Below are 25135 nucleotides of genomic sequence, written 5' to 3'. Positions count from 1 at the left end.
ATCCTTTCTTAACGGCGAGCCATCATTTCGTCGACGATCTCACCCAGACGCTGAAGTTTTGGTACGGAAATATCACGCAGCATCAGCTCGGTGTCCGGCAGGCCAATCACAGAGGACCAGACGGCGCGACCGGCTAAAAAGCCCGATGCCCCCGCCTGCATCGCCACGCTCACCGCGCGCGGGAATAACTTATCGTCCACGCCGGAGGAGAGGATCACCCACGGCATGGCGATGTTCTCGTTCAGCTTCTGCGAGGCCGCCAGCAGCTCCTGCTGCGTGCCCTTACCAAACAGCGGCATTTCCACTTTGTAGAGGTCGGCACCGCTGTCGCCCAGCTCTTTGGCCGCATCGATAATCGACTGCTCGCGGTCAAACGCGGCGCCGCGGCGCGGTGGACGCACAACCGGCTCGATAATGCTCAACAGACCGTTATCGTGGCACAGCGTATTGAACGCTTTCACCATCTCCAGGCGCTGCTGCGGATCTTCATCGCTGCGCCACAGCACCAGCAGCTTCAGCGCCTTGCCGCCGTCGCGTTTGACCGCCTGCGCGTCAATGCTCTTGTCGATCACCACGCTGTCGACCGGAATACCGTTCCCCGGAATAAACTCGTCGGCTGCCACAATCATCGCGCAGCTTTTGGCCACGGCCCGCTGCTCGACAATCTGGCGATAGCAGAACTGCTGGTCGACGAGAATGGCAGAGGCGTACGGCGACAGAATTTTTGCCGCGTTGACTTTAAAATCCGTCAGGTGCTGGTCGATTACCGGTACCGGCGCGCCTGCCGCCGCAAACATCAGGCGCATCGCTTCGCGCTGATCCACGGCCAGCATCGCAAAACCGCCGGAAGGTCGGGTGATATCTTTCAGGGTGTACATCGTCATTCCTCAGTCCTTTCGTATCAGTGTGATTTTTTCAGCCCGGCAGATGCGCGAACCTGTTCAAGAATGGCTGTCCAGTCTTCGCGCCCGCGCCCGGCGGCGCGTGCCTGGTTGTAAACTTCGCGGGAAGCCGCGCCCAGCGGCATTGGGACATGCAGCTGGTTGGCCACGTCGAGGGCGATCCCCAGATCCTTATGCGCAAGGTCGATCATGAAGGCGGGTGAAAGATCCCCTTTCAGCACCTTGTTCGGCCATGACGTGGTGAAGTGGCCTTTGCCCGCAGGTGTGCCGCTCATCACCTTGAGCGCCACGTCAAAGGAGAGGCCAAGCGCTTCGCACAGTACGGCGGCCTCGGCGGAAAGGGCGTTCAGGGCGATGCTCATGTAGTTATTGATGAGCTTCACGCGGATGCCCATTCCCGGCCCGCCGGCGTTAATCAGTTCATTACCCATCGCCATTAAGACGGGGGTGGCGCGCTCAACCTGCTCTGCCGTGCCGCCTGCCAGCAGGAGTAGCGTACCGGCGATGGCATGATCAGAGGTGCGCCCGACGGGCACGTCCATCAGGCTGAAGCCTTGCTCAGCCATGTCGCGGATCAGCGCGTCGGTTTGCAGCGGGTGAATGGTGGACATATCAATGACCAGCGCGTCGCGGGACAACCCTTCGCACACGCCGTGCTCGCCGAACAGCACGCTGCGCACCAGGTCGCCGTTTGGCAGCATAGTGATCACGAATTCGGCATCCGTTGCTGCCTGTGCGGGCGTTGCCGCCGCCCGGGCGCCGCTCTCTACCAGCGCCTGAACCGCCTGCGGGTTCACATCAAAAACGTTAAGCTGGTGGCCCTGTTTCAACAGATTCTTCGCCATGGGCGCGCCCATCTGTCCTAAACCGATAAATGCGATTGCTGACATGCCTCTCTCCTGTCACATCGTGTCAATTTTTGCGCGTTTGTGGTGTCTGTTTTTGATCGTATTTGTAATTTATAGTCAAAAAATTGACACGGGTCACTTTTTAAACATTTGGTGAAATTAAAATGAAGGCATCAGAAATCGCAGAAGGAATCACCATGACTCGCATCGTTTGTGTCGGCATTACCGTGCTGGATCGCATCTGGTATCTCGATGATTTACCAAAAGAAGGTGGGAAATATGTCGCAAAAGACTACACGGAAGTGGGCGGCGGCCCGGCGGCAACGGCGGCAGTGGCAGCCGCGAAGCTGGGCGCGGAAGTGGATTTTATTGGTCGGGTGGGGGACGACGATACCGGCAGACGGTTGCTTGCGGAGCTGGAATCCCTGGGGGTGAACACTCGCTATATGCGCGTAGTTAAGGGGGCCCGATCGTCGCAATCGGCGGTGCTGGTGGATGCAGGTGGGGAAAGAGTGATTGCTAACTACCCCAGCCCCGATCTGCCCGCCGAGGCAGGCTGGCTGCATGAAATCGACTTCTCTCAGTGGGACATTGTCTTAGCCGACGTGCGCTGGCATGACGGGGCAAAACAGGCATTTACCCTGGCCCGTCAGCAGGGCGTTCCGACGTTGCTGGATGCGGATGTTACCCCGCAGGATATCGCGGAGCTGATCGCCTTAAGCGATCACGCGGCCTTCTCTGCGCCTGGGCTGCGGCGTTTAACGCAGTTGGATGAAACAGAAGACGCATTAAAAAAAGCACAAATGCTCACAAATGGACATGTGTATGTCACGCAGGGGCGAGACGGCTGTTTCTGGCTGGAAAACGGCGCGCGATGTCATCAGCCTGGATTTGAAGTGAAGGTCATTGATACCACCGGCGCGGGCGACGTGTTCCACGGTGCGCTGGCGGTCAGCCTGGGGCAGAAATTGCCCGCCGCAGACGCCGTGCGTTTTGCCAGCGCCGTCGCAGCACTGAAATGCACAAAGCCCGGCGGGCGCGCGGGTATACCCGACTGTGATCAAACCCGCTCTTTTTTGTCACTTTTTGTATAAAATGCGGGGCGTGATGGTTTTCAGAGGACAGCCCATGAGCCTTACCGAACTGACCGGCAACCCGCGTCACGATCAGCTGCTGACGCTGATTGCCGATCGCGGCTATATGAACATTGATGAACTGGCGCAGCTGCTGGATGTGTCGACGCAAACCGTGCGCCGGGATATCCGTAAGCTTAGCGAGCAGGGGCTGATCACCCGTCATCACGGCGGTGCGGGCAGGGCATCCAGCGTGGTCAATACGGCGTTCGAACAGCGTGAAGTTTCGCTTACCGAAGAGAAACGGGCGATTGCCGAAGCGATTGCGGACTATATCCCGGATGGCTCGACCATCTTTATCACTATCGGGACGACCGTGGAGCACGTTGCCCGGGCACTGCTTAATCATAATCATCTGCGCATCATCACCAACAGCCTGCGGGTGGCGCACATTCTTTATAAGAACCCGCGTTTTGAGGTGATGGTACCTGGCGGTACGCTGCGCCCGCATAACGGCGGCATTATCGGGCCTGCGGCAACGGCGTTTGTGTCTGGCTTCCGGGCGGACTACCTCGTGACCAGCGTGGGGGCGATAGAGCACGACGGCGCGATGATGGAATTTGACGTTAACGAAGCCAGCGTGGTGAAAACCATGATTGCCCACTCCCGTCACATTTTACTGGCGGCCGATCATACGAAATACCACGCCTCCGCGGCGGTTGAAATTGGCAACGTGGCGCAGGTGACGGCGCTGTTCACCGATGAGCTGCCCGGCCCGGCGCTGCAAAGTCACCTAAAATCCAGCAAGGTTGAGGTTGTCGAAGTGAATTCCGGAGAAGAGCAGCAGGCTGGCTGATCGTCTTATGGCCCGATATTGCGATTCGGGCCTTTCCTTTCTCTAAGCTGAATCTGGCGCATAGCTAAACTTTCTCTTTCCCGCTACAGTTACTTTTCCACGGCGAAAGGAGATAAACATGCTTTATATCTTTGACTTAGGAAATGTAATCGTCGATATCGATTTTAACCGGGTGCTGGGCGCATGGAGCGATTTTAGCCGTGTTCCGCTGGCGACGTTAAAGCAGAATTTCGCGATGGGTGAGACTTTCCATTTGCACGAGCGCGGTGAGATCAGCGACGAAGCGTTCGCAGAGCGTTTCTGTCAGGAAATGGGTCTCTCGTTAAGCTACGAGCAATTTTCCCACGGTTGGCAGGCTATATTTGTCGCGATCCGCCCCGAAGTGATCGACATCATGCACAAGCTGCGCGAGCAGGGGCATCGCGTTGTCGTGCTGTCTAATACCAACCGTCTGCATACCACCTTCTGGCCGGATGAATACCCGGAAATTCACGCGGCGGCAGATAAAGTGTATCTCTCCCAGGAGATGGGGATGCGTAAACCTGAGGCGCGCATCTATCAGGCGGTATTGCAGGAAGAAGGATTCACGGCAGCGGATGCGGTCTTTTTTGACGACAACGTCGATAATATAGAAGGGGCTAATCAGTTAGGTATCACCTCCATTCTGGTGACCGGAAAAGAGACGATACCGAACTACTTTGCGAAGCAGTTATGCTAAAAACCGTTCATCAAAAAGCCAATCACCACACGCGCCCGCTGAGGGCGTGGCTGAAACTCCTCTGGCATCGCATTGATGAGGACAACATGACCACGCTGGCGGGCAATCTCGCTTACGTGTCCTTGCTCTCGCTGGTTCCGCTGGTGGCGGTGATTTTTGCGCTTTTTTCGGCGTTTCCGATGTTTGCCGATGTGAGCATGCAGCTTCGCCATTTTGTTTTCGCAAACTTTATTCCTGCCACCGGCGATGTGATCCAGAACTACATTGAACAGTTTGTCGCTAACTCCAGCAAGATGACGGCGGTGGGGGCGTGTGGGCTTATTGTTACCGCGCTGCTGCTGATGTACTCCATCGACAGTGCGCTCAACACCATCTGGCGGAGCAAAAAAGTCCGCCCAAAGGTCTATTCCTTTGCCGTCTACTGGATGATTTTAACCCTCGGCCCCTTGCTGGCGGGGGCGAGCCTGGCGATCAGCTCCTACCTTCTTTCGCTGCGCTGGGCGAGCGATTTAAACAGCGTGATCGATAACGTGCTGCGCATCTTCCCGCTGATTTTATCGTGGCTTTCGTTCTGGCTGCTTTATAGCGTGGTGCCAACTACGCGCGTACCCAACCGGGATGCCGTGGTGGGTGCGCTGGTCGCGGCGTTGCTCTTTGAGTTGGGCAAGAAAGGATTCGCGCTTTATATCACCATGTTCCCCTCTTATCAGCTGATTTACGGCGTACTGGCGGTGATCCCCATTTTGTTTGTCTGGGTCTACTGGACGTGGTGCATCGTCTTGCTTGGCGCCGAAATAACTGTCACTCTCGGGGTCTACCGCGAACTTAAAAAAGCAGCAGAAGCTGAAAAACAACAAGAAGCAGACCAACCATGATTGCATTGATTCAGCGCGTAACCCGTGCCAGCGTCACCGTGGCGGATGAGGTGACGGGTGAAATCGGCCCAGGACTTTTGGTGCTCCTGGGTGTCGAAAAGGATGACGACGAACAAAAAGCCAACCGCTTGTGTGAGCGCGTGCTGGGCTACCGCATTTTCAGCGATGCGGAAGGCAAGATGAACCTGAACGTTCAGCAGGCGGGCGGCAGCGTGCTGGTGGTGTCCCAGTTTACGCTGACTGCGGATACCGAACGCGGCATGCGGCCGAGTTTTTCGAAGGGCGCGGCACCGGATCGCGCAGAAGCCCTTTACGAGTACTTTGTTGAGCGCTGTCGCCAACAGGACATGAATACACAAACCGGACGATTCGCTGCGGATATGCAGGTTTCGCTGGTGAACGATGGCCCCGTCACATTCTGGCTCCAGGTATGAGCCAACTGGCGGCCTGGCCGCGGGTAACAAGAGAGAGTACAGCTATGTATCACCTTCGAGTACCGCAAACGGAAGAAGAGTTAGAGGTTTATTACCATTTCCGCTGGGAAATGCTGCGCAAGCCACTGCATCAACCGAAAGGGTCTGAACGCGACGCCTGGGACGCGATGGCGCACCACCAGATGGTGGTTGATGAAGAGGGCAACCTCGTTGCCGTGGGGCGTCTGTATATCAATGCCGACAACGAAGCTTCAATCCGCTTTATGGCCGTTCACCCCTCCGTGCAGGACAAAGGCCTTGGAACGCTGATGGCCATGACGCTGGAATCCGTCGCCCGTCAGGAAGGGGTCAAGCGCGTCACCTGTAGCGCCCGTGAAGATGCCGTTGAGTTCTTTGCCAAGCTTGGTTTCGTGAATCAGGGGGAAATCACCGCCCCGCAAACTACGCCGATTCGTCACTTTTTGATGATCAAACCCATCGCCACCCTGGACGATATTCTCCATCGTGCCGACTGGTGCGGGCAGCTCCAGCAGGCGTGGTATCAGCACATTCCGCTCAGTGAAAAAATGGGCGTGCGTATTCAGCAATATACCGGGCAAAAATTTATTACCACCATGCCGGAAACCGGCAACCAGAACCCACACCATACCCTGTTTGCCGGTAGCCTGTTTTCACTCGCCACGCTCACCGGCTGGGGACTGATCTGGCTGATGCTGCGCGAACGTCATCTCGGCGGCACCATTATTCTGGCCGATGCCCATATCCGCTACAGCGCGCCGATCAGCGGCAAGCCGAGCGCGGTAGCTGACCTGGGCGCACTGGGCGGCGATCTCGACCGTCTGGCGCGTGGGCGTAAAGCACGCGTACAAATGCAGGTTGAGCTGTTCGGCGATGAAACGCCGGGCGCGGTGTTTGAAGGCACCTATATCGTTCTGCCTGCGAAGCCGTATGGCGCGTATGAAGAGGGCGGGAACGAGGAGGAGTAGTCTCCTTCTCACTCTCGCCCGGCATGGTTAATGCGCCAGGCAATATCTCGCATAACGTCTCGCGCTGACTGGCTAATTCCACCCAACTGGAAGAAGCCGTGAATTACACCCCGCCATCGTTGAGCGGTACACTTCACGCCTTGCTCCGTGAGGCGCTGATAAAGCGCCTCGCCTTCGTCGCGTAACGGATCATACTCAGCGGTAACAATATGGACCTTCGGCAGACCGCTAAAGTCGTTGCGCCACAGTGGGCTGACTTCAGGATGCTGACGGTAAGCTCTATCCAGATACATTTCATAGCCGCTCAAAAGGGTATCGCGAGTAATTACGTAGTCCATGCCATTGAGGGTATAGCTTTCAAAACTGGCCGTAGCGTCGAGCATGGGGTAGATAAGAATGAGCTGTGCGGGATCCCAGAGACCTTTGGCCTTAAGCCGCAATGACGTTACCAGCGCAAGATGCCCTCCCGCACTGTCTCCACAAAGTGTAATCCGGTTTTTATCCACACCTAATTGTTCTGCATTTTGCCAGACAAGATCTGCCGCTCTCTCTGCATCGTCATGCGCAGCGGGGAAGGTATGCTCGGGTGCGAGTCTGGACTGAACCGCAATGACCCGACAGTTACCGTAAAACGCCAGTTGGCGAAGCTGATTATCATGGGTTTCAAACCCACCGCTGACAAAACAACCGCCATGATAGTAGAGGGCACAAGGTAACGTTTCAGGGGCATTGACAGGCGAAAATAGCCGAAAGGTCATCTCCTCAAGAACAAGCGTTTCAACCTGGACACGAGTTTCTGTCTCCCCGGCCAGAGCTGTGCTGGCAACATACCCGGCTCTCCGTTCATCTATATTCTGCTTTCGCGAGGAAGGCCGCCCTGCTGCAATAAAATCTTGTACAAGCTTATCAATTCCCTTTTCCAGCGCCATGGTTACGTCCTCATGCTGTATTTATATACAGTTTTATAGCCTGGTTTACGAAAGATGAAAACAGAGGAATTTGAAGATATAAATGTCCTGGAAAGCGGCTCGCAAAATCGGTGACTGCCTTAACAATGTTCTTTAACCATGTCTTAATTATGGATATATTGCCTGAAAATTAACCGTGGATGATATACTAAGGTGATATATGAGTCTTTTGGCGGACCTTACTATGGGCAGAATACTGATCGATTTGTCTGATGACGTGATTCAACGACTGGATAACCTGAAGCAGTTGCGCAACCGGCCGCGCGCCGAACTGCTGCGGGAAGCCATAGAACTGTATCTCGACCAGCAGAATTCATCGGTTATCCGCGAAGCGCTTGGCCTGTGGGGAAATCAGCAGGAAGATGGGCTTGAGTACGAACGCAAGCTGCGTGAGGAGTGGTAATGATGGAGCACATGGCTGTGTATGACACCAATATCCTCATCGATCTTTTTAATAACCACGTTGAGGCTGCGGATGCGATCGATCGCACAGCTTCGCATCGTGCCATTAGCCTCATCACATGGATGGAAGTAATGGTGGGCGCTCGCAGGCACGGTCAAGAAGCAAAAACGGCAGCCGTGATGGGGGCCTTTGAAATTATTGATATAACAAGGGAAATTGCTGAAAGAAGCGTATTACTTCGCGAACAGCACGGGATGAAGCTTCCTGACGCCATTATTCTGGCTACTGCTCAGAGCAGAAGCTGTCCGTTAATTTCGCGCAATACGAAAGACTTTTCGGGTATTGCTGGGGTCGTTTCACCTTACCACCTGTAGGCCGGGCAAGCGTGCGCCGCCCGGCATTCTCACAGGAGATTACTCCCCTTCCCCCGGGAACAGGAACGGGTTGATCGAGCTACGGGCAAAGCCCTCCTGCTCCATCTTCGCGTCCAGGATCAGCGAGGCGAGATCGTCGGCTACCGCTTCGACTTTCGGGTCTTTTTCCTGATACAGAATCTTCAGGTAGGTCCCGCAGTCGCCGCAGCTTTCGGCTTTCACCGCCGCGTCTTCGTTTTCCAGCGACCAATAGTTCAGATCGCGGGTCTGTTCGCAGTTGCTGCACTTGATGCGCACCACGTGCCACTCGGTTTCACACAGGTTGCAGTGCAAGTAGCGCAGCCCCTGCGTCGTACCAATCTGTACCATGCTGGAGACCGGCATTGAGCCGCACACCGGGCAAAACTGGCGCGCTTCGCCATATTCAGCGCGGGCTTTACCCGGGATCAGGCTCGCCATTTGCGCCCAGTAGAGCGACAGCGCAGCCCAGATGAACGGCGCTTTATCGCTGCTCACCAGCGAGAAGTCGGAGGCAAACAGCGCGCTCGCCATCTCTTCCAGCTCTTGCTCTGAGGCTTTTTCCAGGTTCTCAATGACCGCCAGCGCCGTGCCGCTCATTTCGGGCTTCAGCTCGGCAATCAGCGAATGCAGCAGCTTATGCCAGTGCTTGTCGCGCGGCAGAACGTGAATGTCCAGCGGCGGCTTGCCCTGCGCATTGGCTTCTTTGATGCGTGCGGTCAGATCCATTTGCAGCGGGTGGTCGTATAGCACCACTTCCTGCGCATGGGCGACCAGCGCGGCAAAACGCAGAAAATCGCCCAGCGGGTTGTTCTCTGCCAGCTCGCGCAGACGTTCTGCGCGGCGGTTGTAGAGGTTCTTGAGTCTGGGGAACAACAACGGCGGAATATAATCCGCCGTGCGTTTCTCGCTCGACCCCAGCTCATCTTGCGGGATTATGCGAATACTCATTCAGATGACTTTTCCTGTTTCTGGCGGACTTCACGGTACCAGCGCGGGTGATGTTTCTTCGCCCACGTACTGGTTACCCATCCTTCCACCATCGCGGTAATGGTGCCTTTCACCCAAAGGGCGGCGTAGATATGCACCATGATAACCACAATTAACGCCACTGCGGCAAATGAATGCAGCATCAGCGCAAATCGGATCACCGGGATTGAGAAAGCAGGCGCAAAGTACGGACGCCAGATGATCACGCCGCTCACCAGCAACAGGACCAGGAAGATAATCGCCGCCCAGAATACGCATTTCTGGCCGAAGTTATAACGCCCGGTATCACCCACTTCCTCGTTGACGACGATCTTACGAATATTCTTCGCCCAAAAGATATCATCCCGATTGATTAGGTTATGGTGCCAGTAGCGGAAAAACATGATGATAAACGAGGCAAACATCACCACACCCACGAACGGGTGCAGGATGCGCGCCAGCTGCGGCGTGCCCAGTATCTGCATCAGCCAGTTGAAGGAGGGGAAGAAGAACCCCAGCCCGCTTATCGCCGCCAACATGAAGCAGAAGGCGGTGACCCAGTGGTTGATGCGTTCCGGCGCGGTGTAGCGCACGATGGTGTCACGTTTTCTCATTTGCGCACCTCGTCTTTCTCTTCATGCAGGTTATCGTCTTCCTCTTCCGCGCGGTTCGGACCAACGCCGACGTAGTGGAAGATGCTCGCTGCAAAGGTGGCCGCAAAACCGACCGCGGCCAGCGGTTTCCAGATACCTTTCCAGAACTTCACGGTGGCGCTGATTTCCGGGTTCTCCGGCAGGCCATGGTACAGATTCGGCTTGTCGGCGTGGTGCAGCACGTACATCACGTGCGTACCGCCAACCCCGGCCGGATCGTACAGGCCCGCGTTATCGTAACCACGGGTTTTCAGCTCGCCCACGCGCTCTGCCGCCAGCGTTTTCATATCCTCTTTAGAGCCAAAGTGGATAGCGCCGGTTGGGCAGGTCTTCACGCAAGCTGGCTCCTGACCGACATTTACGCGGTCAACGCACAGCGTACATTTGTAGACGCGGTTGTCTTCCGGGTTCATGCGCGGCACGTCGAACGGACAGCCCGCGATGCAGTAGCCGCAGCCAATACACTGCTCAGACTGGAAGTCGACGATGCCGTTGGCATACTGAATGATAGCCCCTTCTGACGGACACGCCTTCAGGCAGCCCGGATCCGCACAGTGCATACAGCCGTCTTTGCGGATAAGCCATTCCAGTTTGTCGTTCTGTTCCACTTCCGAGAAACGCATTACCGTCCAGGACTTGGCGGTCAGGTCCGCCGGGTTGTCGTACACCCCGACGTTGTGACCCACTTCGTCACGGATGTCGTTCCACTCTGAACAAGCCACCTGACAGGCTTTACAGCCGATACAGGTGGTCACGTCGATAAGTTTCGCCACTTCCTGCTGGTGGTCCCGCGCCTGAGGCGCGGGCGTGAAACCGTTAGTCGCGGAACGACGGATAATGTCTTGAGATTGATAAGCCATAAGTCGTCTCCGTTACACCTTTTCCACGTTCACGAGGAAGGCCTTAAACTCCGGTGTCTGCGTGTTCGCATCACCGACGAACGGCGTCAGGGTATTCGCAATGAACCCTTTCTTCGCCACGCCCTCATAACCCCAGTGAATTGGGATGCCGATGGTATCCACCTGCTGACCATGAACGTTCAGCGTGCGAATACGCTTGGTCACCACCGCCTTGGCTTTGATGTAGCCGCGGTTAGAGGAGACCTTCACGGTATCGCCATGGGCGATGCCGAGCTTGCCCGCCAGCTTCTCGCCGATCTCCACAAACTGTTCCGGCTGCGCGATGGCGTTAAGCAGCGCGTGCTTGGTCCAGTAGTGGAAGTGTTCGGTCAGACGGTAGGTGGTGCCGACATACGGGAACTTGTCCTTTTTACCCAGCGCTTCAAAATCGCCCTTGAAGATACGGGCTGCCGGGTTAGAGACCACGTTCGGGTGCAGCGGGTTAGTACCCAGCGGCGTCTCAAACGGCTCATAATGTTCCGGGAACGGACCTTCCGCCATCTTATCGATAGCAAACAGGCGCCCCATCCCTTCAGGCTGCATGATAAACGGCCCGACATCGCTGCCTGGTGCGGCAGTGCTGTAGTCCGGAATATCCACGCCGCCCCATTTCGCGCCGTCCCACTTGAGTAGCTGACGCTTCGGATCCCACGGGTTGCCCTGCGGGTCAGCAGAGGCACGGTTATAGAGGATGCGGCGGTTAAGCGGCCATGCCCATGCCCAGCCCAGCGTATTACCGAGGCCCGACGGGTCGGCGTTATCGCGGTTGGCCATCTGGTTGCCTTTCGGCGTCCAGCTACCGGCAAAGATCCAGCAGCCGCTTGACGTCGTACCGTCGTCACGCAGGTGTGCGAAGGTGCTGAGCTGATCGCCTTTCTTCGCCAGCACGGTGCCGGTCGCCGGGTCGATAACGTCCGCCAGCGCCTTACCGTTGCTCTCCATGGCCACTTCTTCCGGCGCAGGGTTTTCCGGCGTCGAATAGTTCCAGGTCATGTTCAGCACCGGCTCAGGCGTTGCGCCGCCTTCAGCCGCGTACATTTTACGCAGGCGTAAGAAGATACCGGCCAGGATCTCGCCGTCGTTCAGGGCGATGCCCGGGGCGTCCGCGCCTTTCCAGTGCCACTGCAACCAGCGGCCAGAGTTGACGATAGAGCCGTTCTCTTCCGCGAAGCAGGTGGACGGCAGACGGAACACTTCGGTCTGAATCTTCGACGGGTCGACATCGTTCGACTCACCGTGGTTCTGCCAGAACGTCGAGGTTTCGGTATTGAGCGGGTCAATTGTCACCAGGTACTTCAGTTTCGACAGAGACTCGACAACCTTGTTCTTGTTCGGGAACGACGCCACCGGGTTAAAGCCCTGGCAGATATAGCCGTTGACCTGGCCCTGGTGCATCATTTCGAAGTACTGGAGGACGTCGTACCCTTTGTCCCACTTCGGCAGCCAGTCAAAGCCCCAGCTGTTTTCCGCCGTCGCCTTGTCGCCGTAGAAAGCTTTCATCAGCGAGACGAAGAACTTCGGATAGTTGCCCCAGTAGTTTACCTGGCCTTCGAGCAGCGGTTTTGGCGTGCTGGCCGTCAGATAGGTTTGCAGGTCGGTCTGTTTCTCGCTCGGCAGGTTCATGTAACCCGTCAGGCTCTGAGACAGCAGGCCAAGGTCGGTCAGACCCTGAATGTTGGAGTGACCGCGCAGGGCGTTAACGCCGCCGCCTGCCATCCCCATGTTGCCGAGCAGCAACTGAACCATCGCCATGGTGCGGATGTTCTGCGCGCCGATGGAGTGCTGCGTCCAGCCGAGTGCATACAGGAACGACGCGGTTTTATCTTTCGCGCTGGTTTCCGCAATCAACTCGCACACCTTCAGGAAGTCCGCCTTCGGCGTCCCACAGATGTTTTCGACAACCTCTGGCGTATAGCGGGACACGTGCTCTTTCAGCAGGTTCCACACGCAGCGCGGGTGTTGCAGGGTGGTGTCGCGCTTCGCAAAGCCGTTTTCGTCCAGCTCGTAGTTCCAGCTGGTTTTGTCGTACCTGCGTTTTTCGGCGTCATAACCGCTGAACAGGCCATCTTCGAAGTGGTAATCCTCACGCACGATCAGGCTGGCGTTGGTATAGGCTTCGGTGTACTCGCGGTTATATTTTTCGTTGGTCATCAGGTACAGCAATACGCCTGACAGGAAAGTGATGTCAGTACCTGAACGAATAGGGGTGTAGAAATCCGCCACTGACGCTGTACGCGTAAAGCGGGGATCGATCACAATCAGCTTCGCGCCGTTGTGGATTTTGGCTTCCATCGCCCAGCGGAACCCGACAGGGTGCGCTTCAGCGGCGTTACCGCCCATCACCACAATAAGGTTGGCGTTCTTGATGTCGACCCAGTGGTTGGTCATCGCACCGCGACCAAATGTTGGAGCAAGACTTGCTACCGTTGGTCCGTGTCAGACACGCGCCTGGTTGTCGACCGCGAGCATACCGAGTGCGCGCGTAAATTTCTGGGTTAAATAGCCGGTTTCGTTACTGGACGCTGAAGCACACAGCATGCCGGTGGAGAGCCAGCGGTTAACGGTGGTGCCTTCGGCATTCTTCGCAATAAAGTTGGCATCGCGGTCTTCTTTCATCAGCTTAGCGATGCGATCGAACGCCTCTTCCCAGCTGATTTGTTGCCATTTGTCAGAGCCGGGAGCACGGTACTCAGGAAACTTCAGGCGGCTTTCAGAGTGGATAAAATCTACCAGACCGGCCCCTTTCGGACACAGCGCACCACGGTTGACCGGATGATCCGGATCGCCTTCGATGTGGAAAATAGATGCTTTGGCGTTTTTCGCACCGTCGCCGAGGCTATACATTAACAGCCCACAGCCGACGGAGCAGTACGTACAGGTGTTACGGGTTTCGCGGGTGCGCAGCAGTTTATACTGCCGAGTTTCCGCCAGCGCTACGCCGGGCGCAAAGCCCAGTGCCGCCGCCGTGGTGCCTGCCATACCGCCAGCGCAGATCTTAAAGAACTGCCTTCTGCTGACCTGCATGGGTCACTCCTTGGTTCATTACGACATTGCTATGTAGTTTTACTTTGCGGTTGAGAATTAACCGCAAAGGAGAAAAATTTGCGTTAATCCCTCATTTCTCCGAGGGATAAGCCCAGAATACCACAATGTCGGTACGCCTGTTCCAACGGCGTTAAAACAAAGTGAACGTATTATCACGGCATTGATTATAAAGTGTGATATCAATCACATTTCTCTCTGCGGATGTTAAGGGTGTGTAGCAGATGACCGGTTGCACCCCTCCGAATTGAGTAGGAGAATGGATGCTGAAAAGTTGATCCATACTATGCGTAAGGTCCGCTGTTTGTGGTGCAATAGCAGGCTCACTTCCGTGGTTGTTCAGGAATACCGTCGTGTTTAAACAAAACCGTGCTACCCACGCGTCGCCACTACCTGCGGGCATTGTGGAACTGTCGGTACACAGACCGCCTCACATTTCACATGCCACGCCGGATTTTCTGGCGGAAGAGGTCCCCGTTGCCCTGGTTTACAACGGGATTTCGCATGTGGTGATGATGGCCTCGCCGAAAGATCTCGAGCTGTTCGCCATCGGTTTCTCCCTCTCGGAAGGCATCATTGCGCATCCGCAGGAGATCTACGGCATGGACGTCGTACCGGCCTGTAACGGTCTCGAAGTGCAAATCGAACTCTCCAGCCGCCGCTTTATGGGGCTGAAAGAGTGCCGCCGGGCGCTGGCCGGACGTACCGGCTGCGGCGTGTGCGGTGTTGAACAGCTTAACGATATCGGCAAACCCATTATCCCGCTGCCGTTCACCCAGACGTTCAATCTGGCGCATCTTGATCGGGCGCTTGTGCACCTGAATGACGTTCAGCCCATCGGCCAGCTCAGCGGTTGTACGCATGCGGCGGCGTGGGTATTGCCGTCGGGGAGCATTGCAGGCGGGCATGAAGATGTTGGCCGCCACGTCGCGCTGGATAAGCTGCTGGGCCGTCGCGCTCGGGAAAACAACGTCTGGCAGCAAGGGGCCGCGCTCGTTTCCAGCCGCGCCAGCTACGAGATGGTGCAAAAATCCGCCATGTGCGGCGTGGAAATTTTGTTTGCGGTGTCAGCGGCAACCACGCTGGCGGTTGAAGTGGCGGAGCGCTGCAACCTGACGCTGGTGGGGTTCTGCAAGCCAGGCAGGGCGACAATTTACACCCATCCGCAGCGATTAATTGTTAATCAGTAATTTTGAATGAGTATAGCAAATCCTTCCGCTTTTAGTTGTTCATGATGAGGTCTAGTATTTATCTCATCAAGGCACGGTGCCTTATCTAAACAACTTAACGAAAGGGTTTATCTCATGAAAAGCATCAAAACTTTTGTCGCAGTAATCGCTCTGGCTACATCTTTCGGTTCTTTCGCTGCGCAGACTGTGACCGCATCCGCCTCTACGCTGGACGGTGCAGAAGCTAAAATCGCCGCACAGGCTCAGGAAGCGGGCGCGTCATCCTACAAAATTACTCAGGCATTCACCGGTAACCGCGTACACATGACCGCTGAACTGAACAAATAATTTCGCAGTACCGTCGAAAGAGCGCCCCTGGGGCGCTTTTTTAGTTTATGCCCGCCAGACGCAGTAGCGCCGTCACCACCGCCGCCGCGACGATCACCACAATTAACGGCATTTTGCGCCAGGCCAGAAACACCGCGAACCCCACCCCCAGCACGCGCGCCATCCCGGCAAAATGGTCCCCTTCATAAAACGTTGTCGCCAGCGCGACGGAGAACAACAAAACGGTAGCCGCATCTGAAAGCAGCGCCTGCGACCGTTCAGAAAGCGCCAGCCGGCTGCCGAGTTTTGCCCCGCCGAGACGCATCAGATAGGTTCCGGCAGAAAGAATGGCGATGCCGAGAATAAAGACCGTCATGTTTTCCATTATTTTTTCCTCGCGGCAAGGCCGAGCAAAGAGAGCAGCACCGGCAGGCCCACCGGTGCGAACGGCACGGCTGCCAGCGACAACAACGCGCCGCTACAGGCGCGGATCAGCGTGGTACGGTTTTTAAATGCCGGCACCACTAACGCCAGCAGGATCGCCGGGAACACCGCGTCCAGCCCGATGGTTTCCGGGTCTGGCAGTAGCTTGCCGACCATCGCCCCCAGCACCGCGCCCAGCGGCCAGATGATTGCCACGCCTAACCCGCACAGCCAGTAGGCCGCTTTACGCTGCTCGGCGGTTTTTTGCGACAGGCCAAACACCACGCTTTCATCGTTCATGATATGACAGCCCAGTAAGCTCAGGCCGCGCTTGCCCACCAGGTCACGCACCGTCACGCCGAACGGCACATGGCGCGCGTTTACCAGTAAACCCGCAGCGGCCGCCGCCAGCGGATTGCCGCCGCTCGCCACGATGCCGATAAACATAAACTCGGATGCGCCTGCCAGCACCGTGAGGGAGAGGACAAATGGCACCCACAGCGGGAAACCGTAGGCCATCGCCAGTGAGCCATAAGACATGCCGACCACGCCCACCGCTAGGCAGACCAGGACGATCGCTTTTATCGTGTCGCCTTTCAGGCAAGAGAGGTGATTCTTCATACCATTTTAGCCATATCGAACGTATTTCCATTATAATGAACGCATCAAAAACGTTTTACAAGGCGAACGATTCGTTCGTTATAGAGAGAATGAGGCCGTTATTATGACGCAGCCAATCAGCGTAATCGCCAGAAGCCTGGTGCGAGAACGCCTGCGAACCGGACTTTCGCTGGCGGAGATCGCCCGCCGTGCCGGGATCGCCAAATCCACGCTTTCACAACTGGAGTCTGGCAACGGCAACCCTAGCCTGGAAACGCTCTGGTCGCTTTGCGTGGCGCTGGATATTCCGTTTGCCCGATTACTGGAGCCACAGCAGCCCGTCACGCAGGTGATCCGCCGCGGCGAGGGCACAAAAGTTGTCGCCGGGCAGGCGAACTACGAGGCGATTTTGCTCGCGGCGTGTCCGCCGGGGGCGCGTCGTGATATCTACCTGCTGCTGACTCAGCCGGGGGCAGACCGTATTTCCCAGCCGCATCCGCCAGGGTCGGTTGAGCATATTATCGTGACCCAGGGGCGGGCGATGGTCGGCCTGATCGACGCGGCAGAAGAGCTCGGCCCGGGAGATTACATTTGCTACCCTGCTGACCAGCCGCATATCTTTAAGGCGCTGGAGCCAGATACGCACGCGCTGCTGGTGGCGGAACAAAGCTAAACAGCGGCAAACCCGCTGCCGGTAAGACGACAGCGGGGCGATAAAATGAGACTAAGATCATAAAACAAAATATCCATATTAAATATATTCGACCATTAAATCATTTATGGCGTGAATTGTTCTTTGTACTTTAATTTAAGTTTAATACAGTTTTTAGAATATTTAATCATTTGGATTATAGATGAATATGAAAGACTAATTGTTCGTTTATGCGAGAATTCATTGGGTTAGGTGGGAGACGTCACGTTTAATGGCGATACTTTATCCTGTTAACCTATTTTTGTTATTCATAGAATTTATGTGTGATTACCTTTTTTTTCGCAGGGCTGCTTATTTTTATGATTTGTTAACCTCTGAAATACATTTACACATAATTTTTATAGGGGTATGTTTGTTCTAAGGAATAATCATTATTCGCGCATTGGCTCTTATAACGATAAGGGCATGAAAAGGAGACAATAAAAATGAAAAAAAGAGTGCTGGTAGCATTTATTGTATCTGTCGGAGTAAGTGGCGCTGTCTATGCAAATAATACCGTACGTTTTTTAGGAGAAGTTACCGATCAAACCTGTACCATAAAAATTAATGGCACCGATTCTTATCCGGTTGTCCTGTTGCCTGCCGTCAGTAAAAGCGAGCTGACGGCCGCGGGGTCCAGCGCAGGGCAAACGCCTTTCACTGTGACGTTGAGCGGCTGCGATGTTACTGCGACGTCGTCATCTTCGGCAGGCGTACGTTTTGTCAGTAATTATCTGGACGGTAACAACCTAAAAAATATCGCGGCGGCAAGCCCGGCGACGAACGTTGCTATTCAGCTACTTGAAGGCACGACCGAGCTGGACTTCACCAGCGGCATAGCAAAAACGTCTATGCAGACGGTAGGTGGAACGAGCGGTCCAGACTCTGTCTCCTTTGATATGGCTGCACGTTACTACTCTTCTGCTGGCGGGGCTACGGCCGGAGCAGTAGAAGCGCAAGCACAGTTCGCAATTACCTATTTGTAACTCTTTTAGGCGCTACTTAACGTAGCGCCATTTATTCCCTATTAATTAGGGAGGTGTATATGCTGTACACTAATAAATGCTGTTTTATTGCTGTAATGGCATTTTTGTCTTCTATTTTTATATCGAACATAGCATCTTCCAGTGTTATTCTTAAAGGTAATAGAATAATTTATTCTGCCGATGCAAAAGATAAGGTTGTAGAATTTTCTAACAATGGTGATACACCGATGCTGGTGCAGGTGTGGCTGGATAAAAATAACCCAGACTCAACGCCAGACACAGCGGATGCACCTTTTATCGTCACGCCACAAATATTTCGGATTAATGCGCTGAATGGTCATGCGCTGCGGCTAAAATTTACAGGGCAGACCCAACAGCTCCCACAGGATCGCGAGTCCGTGTTCTGGTTTAATTATTTGCAATATCCCGCCATTAAATCGTCCGATCTTGCACAGAATCGCCTGGCATTGATTGTAAAAAGCCGGCTCAAAGTATTTTATCGCCCGCCCGGTCTGCGCGGCGACGCCAGTCAGGCTCTGACGCAACTTCAGGTGCAGCGTAAAGGAAATATGCTGACGTTACAAAACCCTACGCCATGGCATATTTCACTGCGCAACGCGCTGTTAACCCGAGGTGAGAAATCTACGGCGGTTGGCCAATCGGTGATGATTCCACCATTTGGCGACACACGCTGGGTTTTAACCGATCCGGTGGCCACATCTGTCACGGTTTACGCCATGAATGATTATGGCACGGCGGTGAGCCACACCTTCACGCTGCCTCGCTAGAAGTCGACATGGAAAGAGTGGGCAGGGAGGGTTTTATGCTCCGACATCGCGCGTATCCCCGGTGTTGTCTGTTTGTCTCGACGCTGACGTTAATCAGCGCCTCTTTCGTGCAAGCGCAAGAAGCGTATGTCTTTGACGCGTCGCTACTTCGCGGGTCTGGCCTGAATAAGGTTGATATTGAACAGTTAAACCAGGATTCAATGATCAAGCCCGGCAGTTATACACTGGATCTATATGTTAACGGTACGCTGGCCGCGAGGGATGACATCGTATTTACAGCCGTGGAACATCGCGTAATGCCGTGTTTTAGCTGGGGTACCTTAAAAAAGATTGGGCTGAAATCGTTGCCGGAAGAGCCTGGAGAAGGCTGCTATCGTCCGGACAATGCGCTTTTTTCCGGCATCACGGTGAGCAGCGTGATGTCGCAAATGCGTGTTGATTTTTCGGTACCACAAACCCTGCTGGATAAACTGCCGCGAGGAGGAATACGTGAAGAGAGCCTGGAGTCCGGAGAAAGTATGCTCTTTCTCAACTACATGGCTAACCAGTACCACGTCACGCAAAAGCAGGATGGCGGTGGCACGACAGACTCCACTTACCTGAACCTGAATGGCGGGTTAAATCTGGGACTGTGGCGCTATCGTCAGCAGTCTGCGCTCAACTATGACAGCGATCTGGGCAGCCATTGGACAACAACGCGGCGCTATGTCCAGCGAGCGATTGTGCCGCTGCGCAGTGAAATGATGATTGGCGAAGGCTACACCGACGGCAGATTTTTTTCCGGGATCAGCTTTCGCGGCGTGCAGCTCACCTCCGATACCCGAATGCGTCCGGAATCTCAGCGCGGCTACGCGCCAGTGGTGCGTGGGATTGCGCGAACCAACGCCAAAGTGACCATTCGCCAGGGCAACAACACGCTCTATGAAACCACGGTCGCGCCCGGTGCGTTTGCGATTGACGATCTTTATCCCACTAATTACGCAGGTGATCTGAACGTCATTGTCACGGAAGCGGATGGGAATGAAAGTACGTTTAACGTACCCTTTTCCGCGCTGGCGGAATCCATGCGCGCGGGGTTTTCGGAATACAGTGCGACAGTGGGGCGCGTGCGGGACGTGGGCAACAATGACGAATTCAGTGAAATTGTCTGGCAGCACGGGGTAACGAATGCGCTCACTATCAATGCGGGCAATCAACTGGCAAACGGCTATCAGGCGTTTATGCTCGGCGGCGTTTACAGTTCCACGCTGGGCGCATGGGGGATGGACAGCACTTTCTCGCGCGCACGGCTGAACAGCGACGATTACCAAACCGGCTGGATGTCCAGGCTCAACTACAGTAAACATTTTCCACAGACGGGGACGTCGGTTGCGTTGGCGGGCTACCGCTACTCTACAGGCGGCTATGCTGAGCTGTACGATGTGCTCGGTTCACGCGCTGCGCATAATGAGGAGTGGCAATCCTCCACCTGGCGGCAGCGCTCCAGGGTTGAGCTTTCGGCCAGCCAGGCGCTGGACTGGTTGGGTAATATTAATCTTTCCTTCTCTTCACAGGACTATCGCGACCAGAAAAGCCGCGATAAGCAGCTTCAGGCCAGCTGGAGTAAGGCATTTGCCTACGGCATATCGGTGAACCTTACGGCGGCGCGCACCCGACGAATCACCCCATCTTCACAAAACGGCATGGGGAACGCCGTCGACTGGAGCGACGCCTGGCAGGCAAAAACGCAAACGCTGTGGTCATTATCGTTTTCTATTCCGCTTGGGCAGAGTCGCTACTCGCCAATGCTTTCGATTAGCGCTAACCATAGTGATGATGACGGCGGAGATTATCAGTCGACGCTTAGCGGGGTGATGGGTGAGCGCGATCCGCTGAGCTACAGCCTCAACTACGCCACAAACGATCGCGGGGAGCAGTCCGTCTGGGGAGCAAATTTTCAGAAGAATTTCCCTTGGGCCAGCGGCGGCGCGTCGTGGTCTTCCTCCAGCGATTACTGGCAGGCGTCGGCATCGTTACAGGGGGCACTGGTATTGCATCGTGGAGGTATCACGCCGGGACCGTATCTTGGTGACACCTTCGCATTGATTGAAGCACCCGGTGCGGATGGCGCACGGATATCCGGCGGGCAAGGGGCACAGGTGAACGCGTTTGGCTATGCGCTTGCACCATCGTTGGTGCCTTATCAGTTCAATACTGTCAGCCTGGACCCGCAAGACATGGCCGACGATGTGGAACTCCAGACATCGGTTCAGCGTGTTGCGCCATTCGCCGGGGCGATGGTTCGCCTGCGCTACACCACGCTTCAGGGACAGGCCATGTTGATCACTGCGCAGAGGCTGAAAGGTGAGGTTATCCCGATGGGGGCCGCCGTTTACGATGAGTATGACAACAGCATTGGCATGATGGGGCAGGCGAGTCAGCTTTATTTTCGCGCCAGCGACGAGAAAGGCATATTGCGGATTAAGTGGGGGGAGGCCCAGCAGGAAAGCTGTCGAATAGCCTGGCAAAATACGCAGCCGTCGGAACCGTTACGGGTATTAACGTTGCCTTGCCGTTAAGCCCACCAGGGAGGAAATCATGAACAGACTACGTTTTGTCGTCGCGGCATTTTGCCTGATGAGCGTGGCGGCGTTTGCCCAGTGCGAAAAAGGGCCAAAATTCGAGCACACCGAAGAGGACGCAATGGGGACAGGGCTTGCGCTGGGGCGTATCAATGTCAGCAGCATTGACGTTCAGCCGGAAGGTACAGTTTTGGCTAGTAGCGTGGTGCGCTTCTCTGATAATCCGCTCTATAGCAGCCCCGATAATATTTTGTGGGTCTGCGATATTAGCGATAAAAATAACATCTTCGAAATCATTGCCACTAACGGAGATGACCGTTACGGCGGTTACTGGGATATGGGGCAGGCAAGCGGTAATCCGAATGTTTACGGCACCTTATTTAAAAAAGTCGGGGTGCGTTTAACGCACCTTAACTCAGGCACTGTGTTTACCCGAAATTATCAACGGATACCGATGACCCGTTACGCGGTCTCAGACGATGGCAAAAAAATTTATATTCGGGTCAAGGATTTTAGCCCCATTCGCGCCGAGGCGATTCGTCTCAGCGCAGATGTTCCCACCAACACGGGAGCTGGAACCTGGTGTGGCGCTCCGGTGAGTAGCGGCAGCTATAGCTGTAATCAGCCCAATGGCTACGTCAGTTTTTGTTCGCCGGGCAGTAAAAATAACGATGCTTACTGTGATTCCGGAGACTCGGCAACCAGTTACACCGGGTGGGGTTACGATAACTGGATGGCGTTAAACATGGGAACGGCACCTGTCTCAACGCTGACCACCATCGCTACGTGCGTGGCGAAAAACGTCACGCCTGTGGTCGTGTTCCCTTCTGTTACGCGAACTGAGCTGGAAAGCGGCAAAGCGGCGCAAGCCAATTTCAGCGTGACGGTTCGTTGTGAAAATACAGCCGTCGGCGGTGTGGCGCAAAACCAGACGGCGCTGGGGTTACAGGTGCCTTACGAAAGCTTTCTCGCCGCGCAAACTCTTGGGCTGGTAAACAGCAGCGGCGGGGTGAGCCATCTCCTTTCCGAGAATTACGGACAAACCGGTATGGCAAGGGGAGTGGGGATACAGATTGCTAATGCCAGCGACGGTATAGTTCGCCAGTTCCTCGGTTGGGATCGCTGTACGACCACCAGTTGCGCAACGGGCAATAGCGGTGGCTGGTATCCCGTCAATGTAGGGGCAACCCGAATTGTAGGATCAGGGAATACCCAGGACTACCTGATTAACTTTAATGCTTCACTGGTGCGTTTACCTGACGAGGCGATCGCTGCCGGTAAGGTAGATGCCAGGGCGTATGTTTGGGTGAAAGTGCAATGATGCGTATTTCTCTGTTATTGCTATGGATGCTTGTGTCCTGGCCCTGCGCAGCGGGCATTATTGCCTCCGCAACGCGTGTGATTTTTCATGAAGGCGAAGCGCAACAGAGTCTGATGCTGGTGAATACCAATCCGTGGCCGGTAGTCGTGCAAACCTGGGTGGATGATGGCGATATCAATCGCGAACCGGGAAGTGTTAAAACGCCGTTTGTTGCGGTGCCGCCGTTGTTTCGTCTGGAGCCTAAGGGCGTACAAGGGCTACGTATCATGCACAACAAAGCGCGTATGCCCACTGACCGGGAATCGGCATTCTGGCTGAACATCTATGAAATCCCGCCTACCGGAAGTGTTGCCACACAACAACAAAGCATGGTGCTGACGATGAATACACAGATGAAAATATTCTGGCGTCCGGCGTCGCTCAACAATCCAGAAAGCGCGTGGGCGCGATTAACCTTTCATCGCGAGGGTTCTGTGCTGGTTTGTCATAATGATTCGCCTTACTTTGTCTCTTTTGCGGGCATTAACTTTAAGGCAGGCGAAAAGCTGTATCCGGTGACACAACTACCCGACATGATGGTTGCCCCCTTCGGGGAGAAGCGCTACGCCTTTGCCGCCAATGCCCCCTTCTCCGGGCAGGTGCAGGGGGAGTTAATCGACGACAACGGTAATAGCGCTGTTTATAACTGGCCGGTTAAATAACGCGACCCGACACAATATGCCGGGCCATGGCTCAGTCCAGGTAAAACACCTCGTTCAGCTCCGCACTCACCGGGCTGTTGTCCGGGTTAGACGGCATAACGTCAGCCATATGTTTCCACCAGCGCTGGCAGACGTCGGTGTTTGCCACCGCGTTCCAGCGCTCCTCCGATTCAATCTCCACTGTCGCAAACAGCAGGTTGCGGGCTTTGTCGAGGTAAATGGCGTAGTGGTGCGCGCCGTGGGCTTTCAGTACCGCTTCCAGCTCAGGCCAGATCGGGTTGTGGCGGCGCGCATACTCCTCGTGCGCATCCGGGTTTACCTGCATCACAAACGCTTTGCGGATCATAATGCCTCCAGGTACAGCTCGCGGACCTCATCGCGGCTGGCGGTACGTGGGTTGCACGGCGCGCACGGGTCAGCGAGCGCTTTATCCAGCCAGCCTTCAATATCGGCTTTGGTGACGCCGAGCTGGCTAAATCCGGACGGAATGCCGACGCGGGCACTTAGATCGCGAATCGCCTGAATGGCGGACATGCTGGCCGCTTCGTCGCTCATGCTGCGCGTGTCAACGCCCATCGCCTGTGCCACACGGGCGAATCGGGCGACCGCGTTCGGGCGGTTAAAGTTTTCGATGATCGGCAGCAGGATGGCGTTGCAGACGCCGTGCGGCAGGTTGTGCGTCGCGCCCGGCTGGTGCGCCAGAGCATGCACCAGCCCCAGCCCGGCGCTGTTAAACGCCATGCCCGCCAGATACTGCCCAAAAGCCATCTGCTCGCGCGCTTCCAGGTTGTGACCGTCGTCGACCGCTTTCGGCAGCCAGAGGTTGATCAGACGAATGGCTTCCAGCGCGTTGGCATCGGTCAGCGGGTGTGCACCTACGGACACGTAAGCTTCAATGGCGTGGGTTAGCGCGTCCATGCCGGTTGCGGCGGTTACGGAGGCCGGAATATCGAGCATCACGCTGGCATCGTCCACGGCGATATCCGGGATGATGTTCGGGTCGATGATCACCTCTTTCACCTGACGCGCGGCGTCGATGATCACCGCGTTGCTGGTCATCTCCGCTGCCGTGCCTGCGGTGGTGTTGATCGCCACCAGCGGCACGCCCGCGTTTTTCACCTTGCCGACGCCGGAATAATCGGTTGACGGACCGGGGTTGGCGGTGAGGATTTTGATTGCCTTGGCGGTATCAATCGGGCTGCCGCCGCCAAAGGCAATCAGGTAATCACACTCCGCATCCTGATATGCCGCATAGCCTTTTTGCACCAGCGCTTCCGTTGGGTTTGGGAAGACCTCATCGAACAGGTGATACGACATCTGATGGGCGTCCAGGGCGGAAAACAAACTGTCGAGCAGGCCCAGCTTCACCAACTGGCCGTCGGTGACAATCAGCGCTTTTCCCCACTGTTTGTTTGCCACCAGATTGACCATATCGCCGATCGCGCCCGCGCCGTGCAGGCTGATTTTGGGGAGTGCCAACATAAAGCTCATGATAATTCTCCTTAATATGCTTTTGAGGTAATCCGTTCCCCTCACCCTAACCCTCTCCC

General features: G+C 55.5%; 27 protein-coding genes. 16 read left to right on the top strand and 11 right to left on the bottom strand.

The annotated features are described in order from the left end of the window. Positions 1-8: 8 nt before the first annotated feature. A complete protein-coding gene (gene yihT / locus INF86_RS07785) occupies positions 9-884 on the bottom strand; it encodes a sulfofructosephosphate aldolase (RefSeq protein ID WP_048966002.1) in 876 nt (291 codons plus the stop codon). A gap of 17 nt (positions 885-901) precedes the next feature. After that, positions 902-1792, bottom strand: coding sequence for a sulfolactaldehyde 3-reductase (yihU, locus tag INF86_RS07780; RefSeq protein WP_022649844.1), 891 nt, complete (start codon positions 1790-1792; stop codon positions 902-904). Positions 1793-1947: 155 nt separating this feature from the next. Here yihU and INF86_RS07775 point away from each other — a divergent pair, with 155 nt between their 5' ends. The 6 genes from INF86_RS07775 to fabY all read left to right on the top strand — a co-directional run bounded on the left by INF86_RS07775 (position 1948) and on the right by fabY (position 6692). Then, positions 1948-2844, top strand: coding sequence for a sugar kinase (locus INF86_RS07775; protein WP_063163772.1), 897 nt, complete (start codon positions 1948-1950; stop codon positions 2842-2844). Between the two features lie 34 nt (positions 2845-2878). After that, the gene (locus INF86_RS07770) at positions 2879-3679 is read left to right on the top strand and encodes a DeoR/GlpR family DNA-binding transcription regulator (RefSeq protein WP_022649842.1); all 801 of its coding nucleotides are present in this window, start codon (positions 2879-2881) and stop codon (positions 3677-3679) included. A 118-nt stretch (positions 3680-3797) separates the two neighbouring features. Further along, the gene (yihX, locus tag INF86_RS07765; RefSeq protein WP_023305109.1) at positions 3798-4397 is read left to right on the top strand and encodes a glucose-1-phosphatase; all 600 of its coding nucleotides are present in this window, start codon (positions 3798-3800) and stop codon (positions 4395-4397) included. Next, positions 4391-5272 (top strand): virulence factor BrkB family protein, encoded by an 882-nt coding sequence (locus tag INF86_RS07760; RefSeq protein WP_023298923.1) that lies wholly within the window; start codon positions 4391-4393, stop codon positions 5270-5272. Before yihX ends, INF86_RS07760 begins: the two co-directional genes overlap by 7 nt. Then, complete coding sequence (gene dtd / locus INF86_RS07755) at positions 5269-5706, top strand: D-aminoacyl-tRNA deacylase (RefSeq protein ID WP_193543400.1); 438 nt, start codon at positions 5269-5271, stop codon at positions 5704-5706. Before INF86_RS07760 ends, dtd begins: the two co-directional genes overlap by 4 nt. 44 nt (positions 5707-5750) lie before the next feature. Beyond that, positions 5751-6692 carry a fatty acid biosynthesis protein FabY gene (gene fabY, locus INF86_RS07750; RefSeq protein WP_022649838.1) on the top strand — a complete coding sequence of 314 codons (942 nt, stop codon included), beginning with the start codon at positions 5751-5753 and terminating at the stop codon, positions 6690-6692. An 8-nt stretch (positions 6693-6700) separates the two neighbouring features. Here fabY and INF86_RS07745 read toward each other — a convergent pair whose 3' ends face one another. Next, on the bottom strand, positions 6701-7621 hold the full coding sequence (locus INF86_RS07745) for an alpha/beta hydrolase (protein WP_154051969.1): 921 nt from the start codon (positions 7619-7621) through the stop codon (positions 6701-6703). Positions 7622-7820: 199 nt separating this feature from the next. On the opposite strand from INF86_RS07745, the gene INF86_RS07740 reads away from it, so the two are divergent. Next, the gene (locus INF86_RS07740) at positions 7821-8063 is read left to right on the top strand and encodes a ribbon-helix-helix protein, CopG family (RefSeq protein ID WP_023298920.1); all 243 of its coding nucleotides are present in this window, start codon (positions 7821-7823) and stop codon (positions 8061-8063) included. A gap of 2 nt (positions 8064-8065) precedes the next feature. Next, the gene (locus tag INF86_RS07735; protein ID WP_080298797.1) at positions 8066-8437 is read left to right on the top strand and encodes a type II toxin-antitoxin system VapC family toxin; all 372 of its coding nucleotides are present in this window, start codon (positions 8066-8068) and stop codon (positions 8435-8437) included. Positions 8438-8476: 39 nt separating this feature from the next. On the opposite strand, the gene fdhE is transcribed toward INF86_RS07735, so the two are convergent. Genes fdhE through fdnG form a run of 4 tightly spaced genes read right to left on the bottom strand, consistent with a single transcriptional unit; the run spans position 8477 to position 14000 of the window. Further along, positions 8477-9406, bottom strand: coding sequence for a formate dehydrogenase accessory protein FdhE (gene fdhE / locus INF86_RS07730; RefSeq protein WP_022649835.1), 930 nt, complete (start codon positions 9404-9406; stop codon positions 8477-8479). After that, on the bottom strand, positions 9403-10038 hold the full coding sequence (gene fdoI, locus INF86_RS07725) for a formate dehydrogenase cytochrome b556 subunit (RefSeq protein WP_006808711.1): 636 nt from the start codon (positions 10036-10038) through the stop codon (positions 9403-9405). The genes fdhE and fdoI overlap by 4 nt, the downstream gene beginning before the upstream one ends. Next, entirely contained in the window at positions 10035-10937 is a 903-nt protein-coding gene (fdxH, locus tag INF86_RS07720) for a formate dehydrogenase subunit beta (RefSeq protein WP_003861960.1), read from the bottom strand. The genes fdoI and fdxH overlap by 4 nt, the downstream gene beginning before the upstream one ends. 12 nt (positions 10938-10949) lie before the next feature. Continuing rightward, positions 10950-14000, bottom strand: a complete 3051-nt coding sequence (fdnG, locus tag INF86_RS07715; RefSeq protein ID WP_087878250.1) for a formate dehydrogenase-N subunit alpha — start codon at positions 13998-14000, stop codon at positions 10950-10952. A gap of 371 nt (positions 14001-14371) precedes the next feature. Here fdnG and fdhD point away from each other — a divergent pair, with 371 nt between their 5' ends. Both fdhD and INF86_RS07705 read left to right on the top strand, forming a co-directional pair. Continuing rightward, positions 14372-15208, top strand: coding sequence for a formate dehydrogenase accessory sulfurtransferase FdhD (gene fdhD / locus INF86_RS07710; protein ID WP_193543399.1), 837 nt, complete (start codon positions 14372-14374; stop codon positions 15206-15208). Positions 15209-15322: 114 nt separating this feature from the next. Further along, positions 15323-15535: a DUF1471 domain-containing protein gene (locus INF86_RS07705; RefSeq protein WP_003861966.1), complete on the top strand. Its 213-nt coding sequence runs from the start codon at positions 15323-15325 to the stop codon at positions 15533-15535. 40 nt (positions 15536-15575) lie between these two features. Here the strand turns inward: INF86_RS07705 and INF86_RS07700 are convergent, their stop codons facing one another. Together INF86_RS07700 and INF86_RS07695 are read right to left on the bottom strand one after the other, a co-directional pair. Continuing rightward, complete coding sequence (locus tag INF86_RS07700) at positions 15576-15899, bottom strand: AzlD domain-containing protein (RefSeq protein WP_022649832.1); 324 nt, start codon at positions 15897-15899, stop codon at positions 15576-15578. Continuing rightward, the gene (locus tag INF86_RS07695) at positions 15899-16558 is read right to left on the bottom strand and encodes an AzlC family ABC transporter permease (RefSeq protein ID WP_193543398.1); all 660 of its coding nucleotides are present in this window, start codon (positions 16556-16558) and stop codon (positions 15899-15901) included. Before INF86_RS07695 ends, INF86_RS07700 begins: the two co-directional genes overlap by 1 nt. Before the next feature lie 103 nt (positions 16559-16661). On the opposite strand from INF86_RS07695, the gene INF86_RS07690 reads away from it, so the two are divergent. From INF86_RS07690 to INF86_RS07665, 6 genes are all read left to right on the top strand, one after another. Further along, positions 16662-17210 carry a helix-turn-helix domain-containing protein gene (locus INF86_RS07690; RefSeq protein WP_022649830.1) on the top strand — a complete coding sequence of 183 codons (549 nt, stop codon included), beginning with the start codon at positions 16662-16664 and terminating at the stop codon, positions 17208-17210. Positions 17211-17674: 464 nt separating this feature from the next. Then, positions 17675-18214: a fimbrial protein gene (locus tag INF86_RS07685; RefSeq protein ID WP_022649829.1), complete on the top strand. Its 540-nt coding sequence runs from the start codon at positions 17675-17677 to the stop codon at positions 18212-18214. A gap of 59 nt (positions 18215-18273) precedes the next feature. Then, the gene (locus INF86_RS07680) at positions 18274-19002 is read left to right on the top strand and encodes a molecular chaperone (RefSeq protein WP_022649828.1); all 729 of its coding nucleotides are present in this window, start codon (positions 18274-18276) and stop codon (positions 19000-19002) included. A gap of 35 nt (positions 19003-19037) precedes the next feature. Further along, positions 19038-21560, top strand: a complete 2523-nt coding sequence (locus INF86_RS07675) for a fimbria/pilus outer membrane usher protein (protein WP_051979836.1) — start codon at positions 19038-19040, stop codon at positions 21558-21560. 19 nt (positions 21561-21579) lie between these two features. Beyond that, entirely contained in the window at positions 21580-22884 is a 1305-nt protein-coding gene (locus INF86_RS07670; protein ID WP_193543397.1) for a fimbrial protein, read from the top strand. Next, the gene (locus INF86_RS07665) at positions 22881-23585 is read left to right on the top strand and encodes a molecular chaperone (RefSeq protein WP_022649825.1); all 705 of its coding nucleotides are present in this window, start codon (positions 22881-22883) and stop codon (positions 23583-23585) included. Before INF86_RS07670 ends, INF86_RS07665 begins: the two co-directional genes overlap by 4 nt. Positions 23586-23616: 31 nt before the next feature. Here INF86_RS07665 and rhaM read toward each other — a convergent pair whose 3' ends face one another. Both rhaM and fucO read right to left on the bottom strand, forming a co-directional pair. Continuing rightward, positions 23617-23931: an L-rhamnose mutarotase gene (rhaM, locus tag INF86_RS07660; protein ID WP_022649824.1), complete on the bottom strand. Its 315-nt coding sequence runs from the start codon at positions 23929-23931 to the stop codon at positions 23617-23619. Continuing rightward, positions 23928-25076: a lactaldehyde reductase gene (gene fucO, locus INF86_RS07655; RefSeq protein WP_048965901.1), complete on the bottom strand. Its 1149-nt coding sequence runs from the start codon at positions 25074-25076 to the stop codon at positions 23928-23930. The genes rhaM and fucO overlap by 4 nt, the downstream gene beginning before the upstream one ends. Between the last annotated feature and the right edge of the window lie 59 nt (positions 25077-25135).

It is taken from the genome of Enterobacter cloacae complex sp. I1M (assembly GCF_014982425.1).
In the GTDB taxonomy this organism is placed as follows: domain Bacteria; phylum Pseudomonadota; class Gammaproteobacteria; order Enterobacterales; family Enterobacteriaceae; genus Enterobacter; species Enterobacter intestinihominis.
Note: the sequence above shows the minus strand (reverse complement) of the source record. Positions and strands in the feature narration are given on the sequence as shown.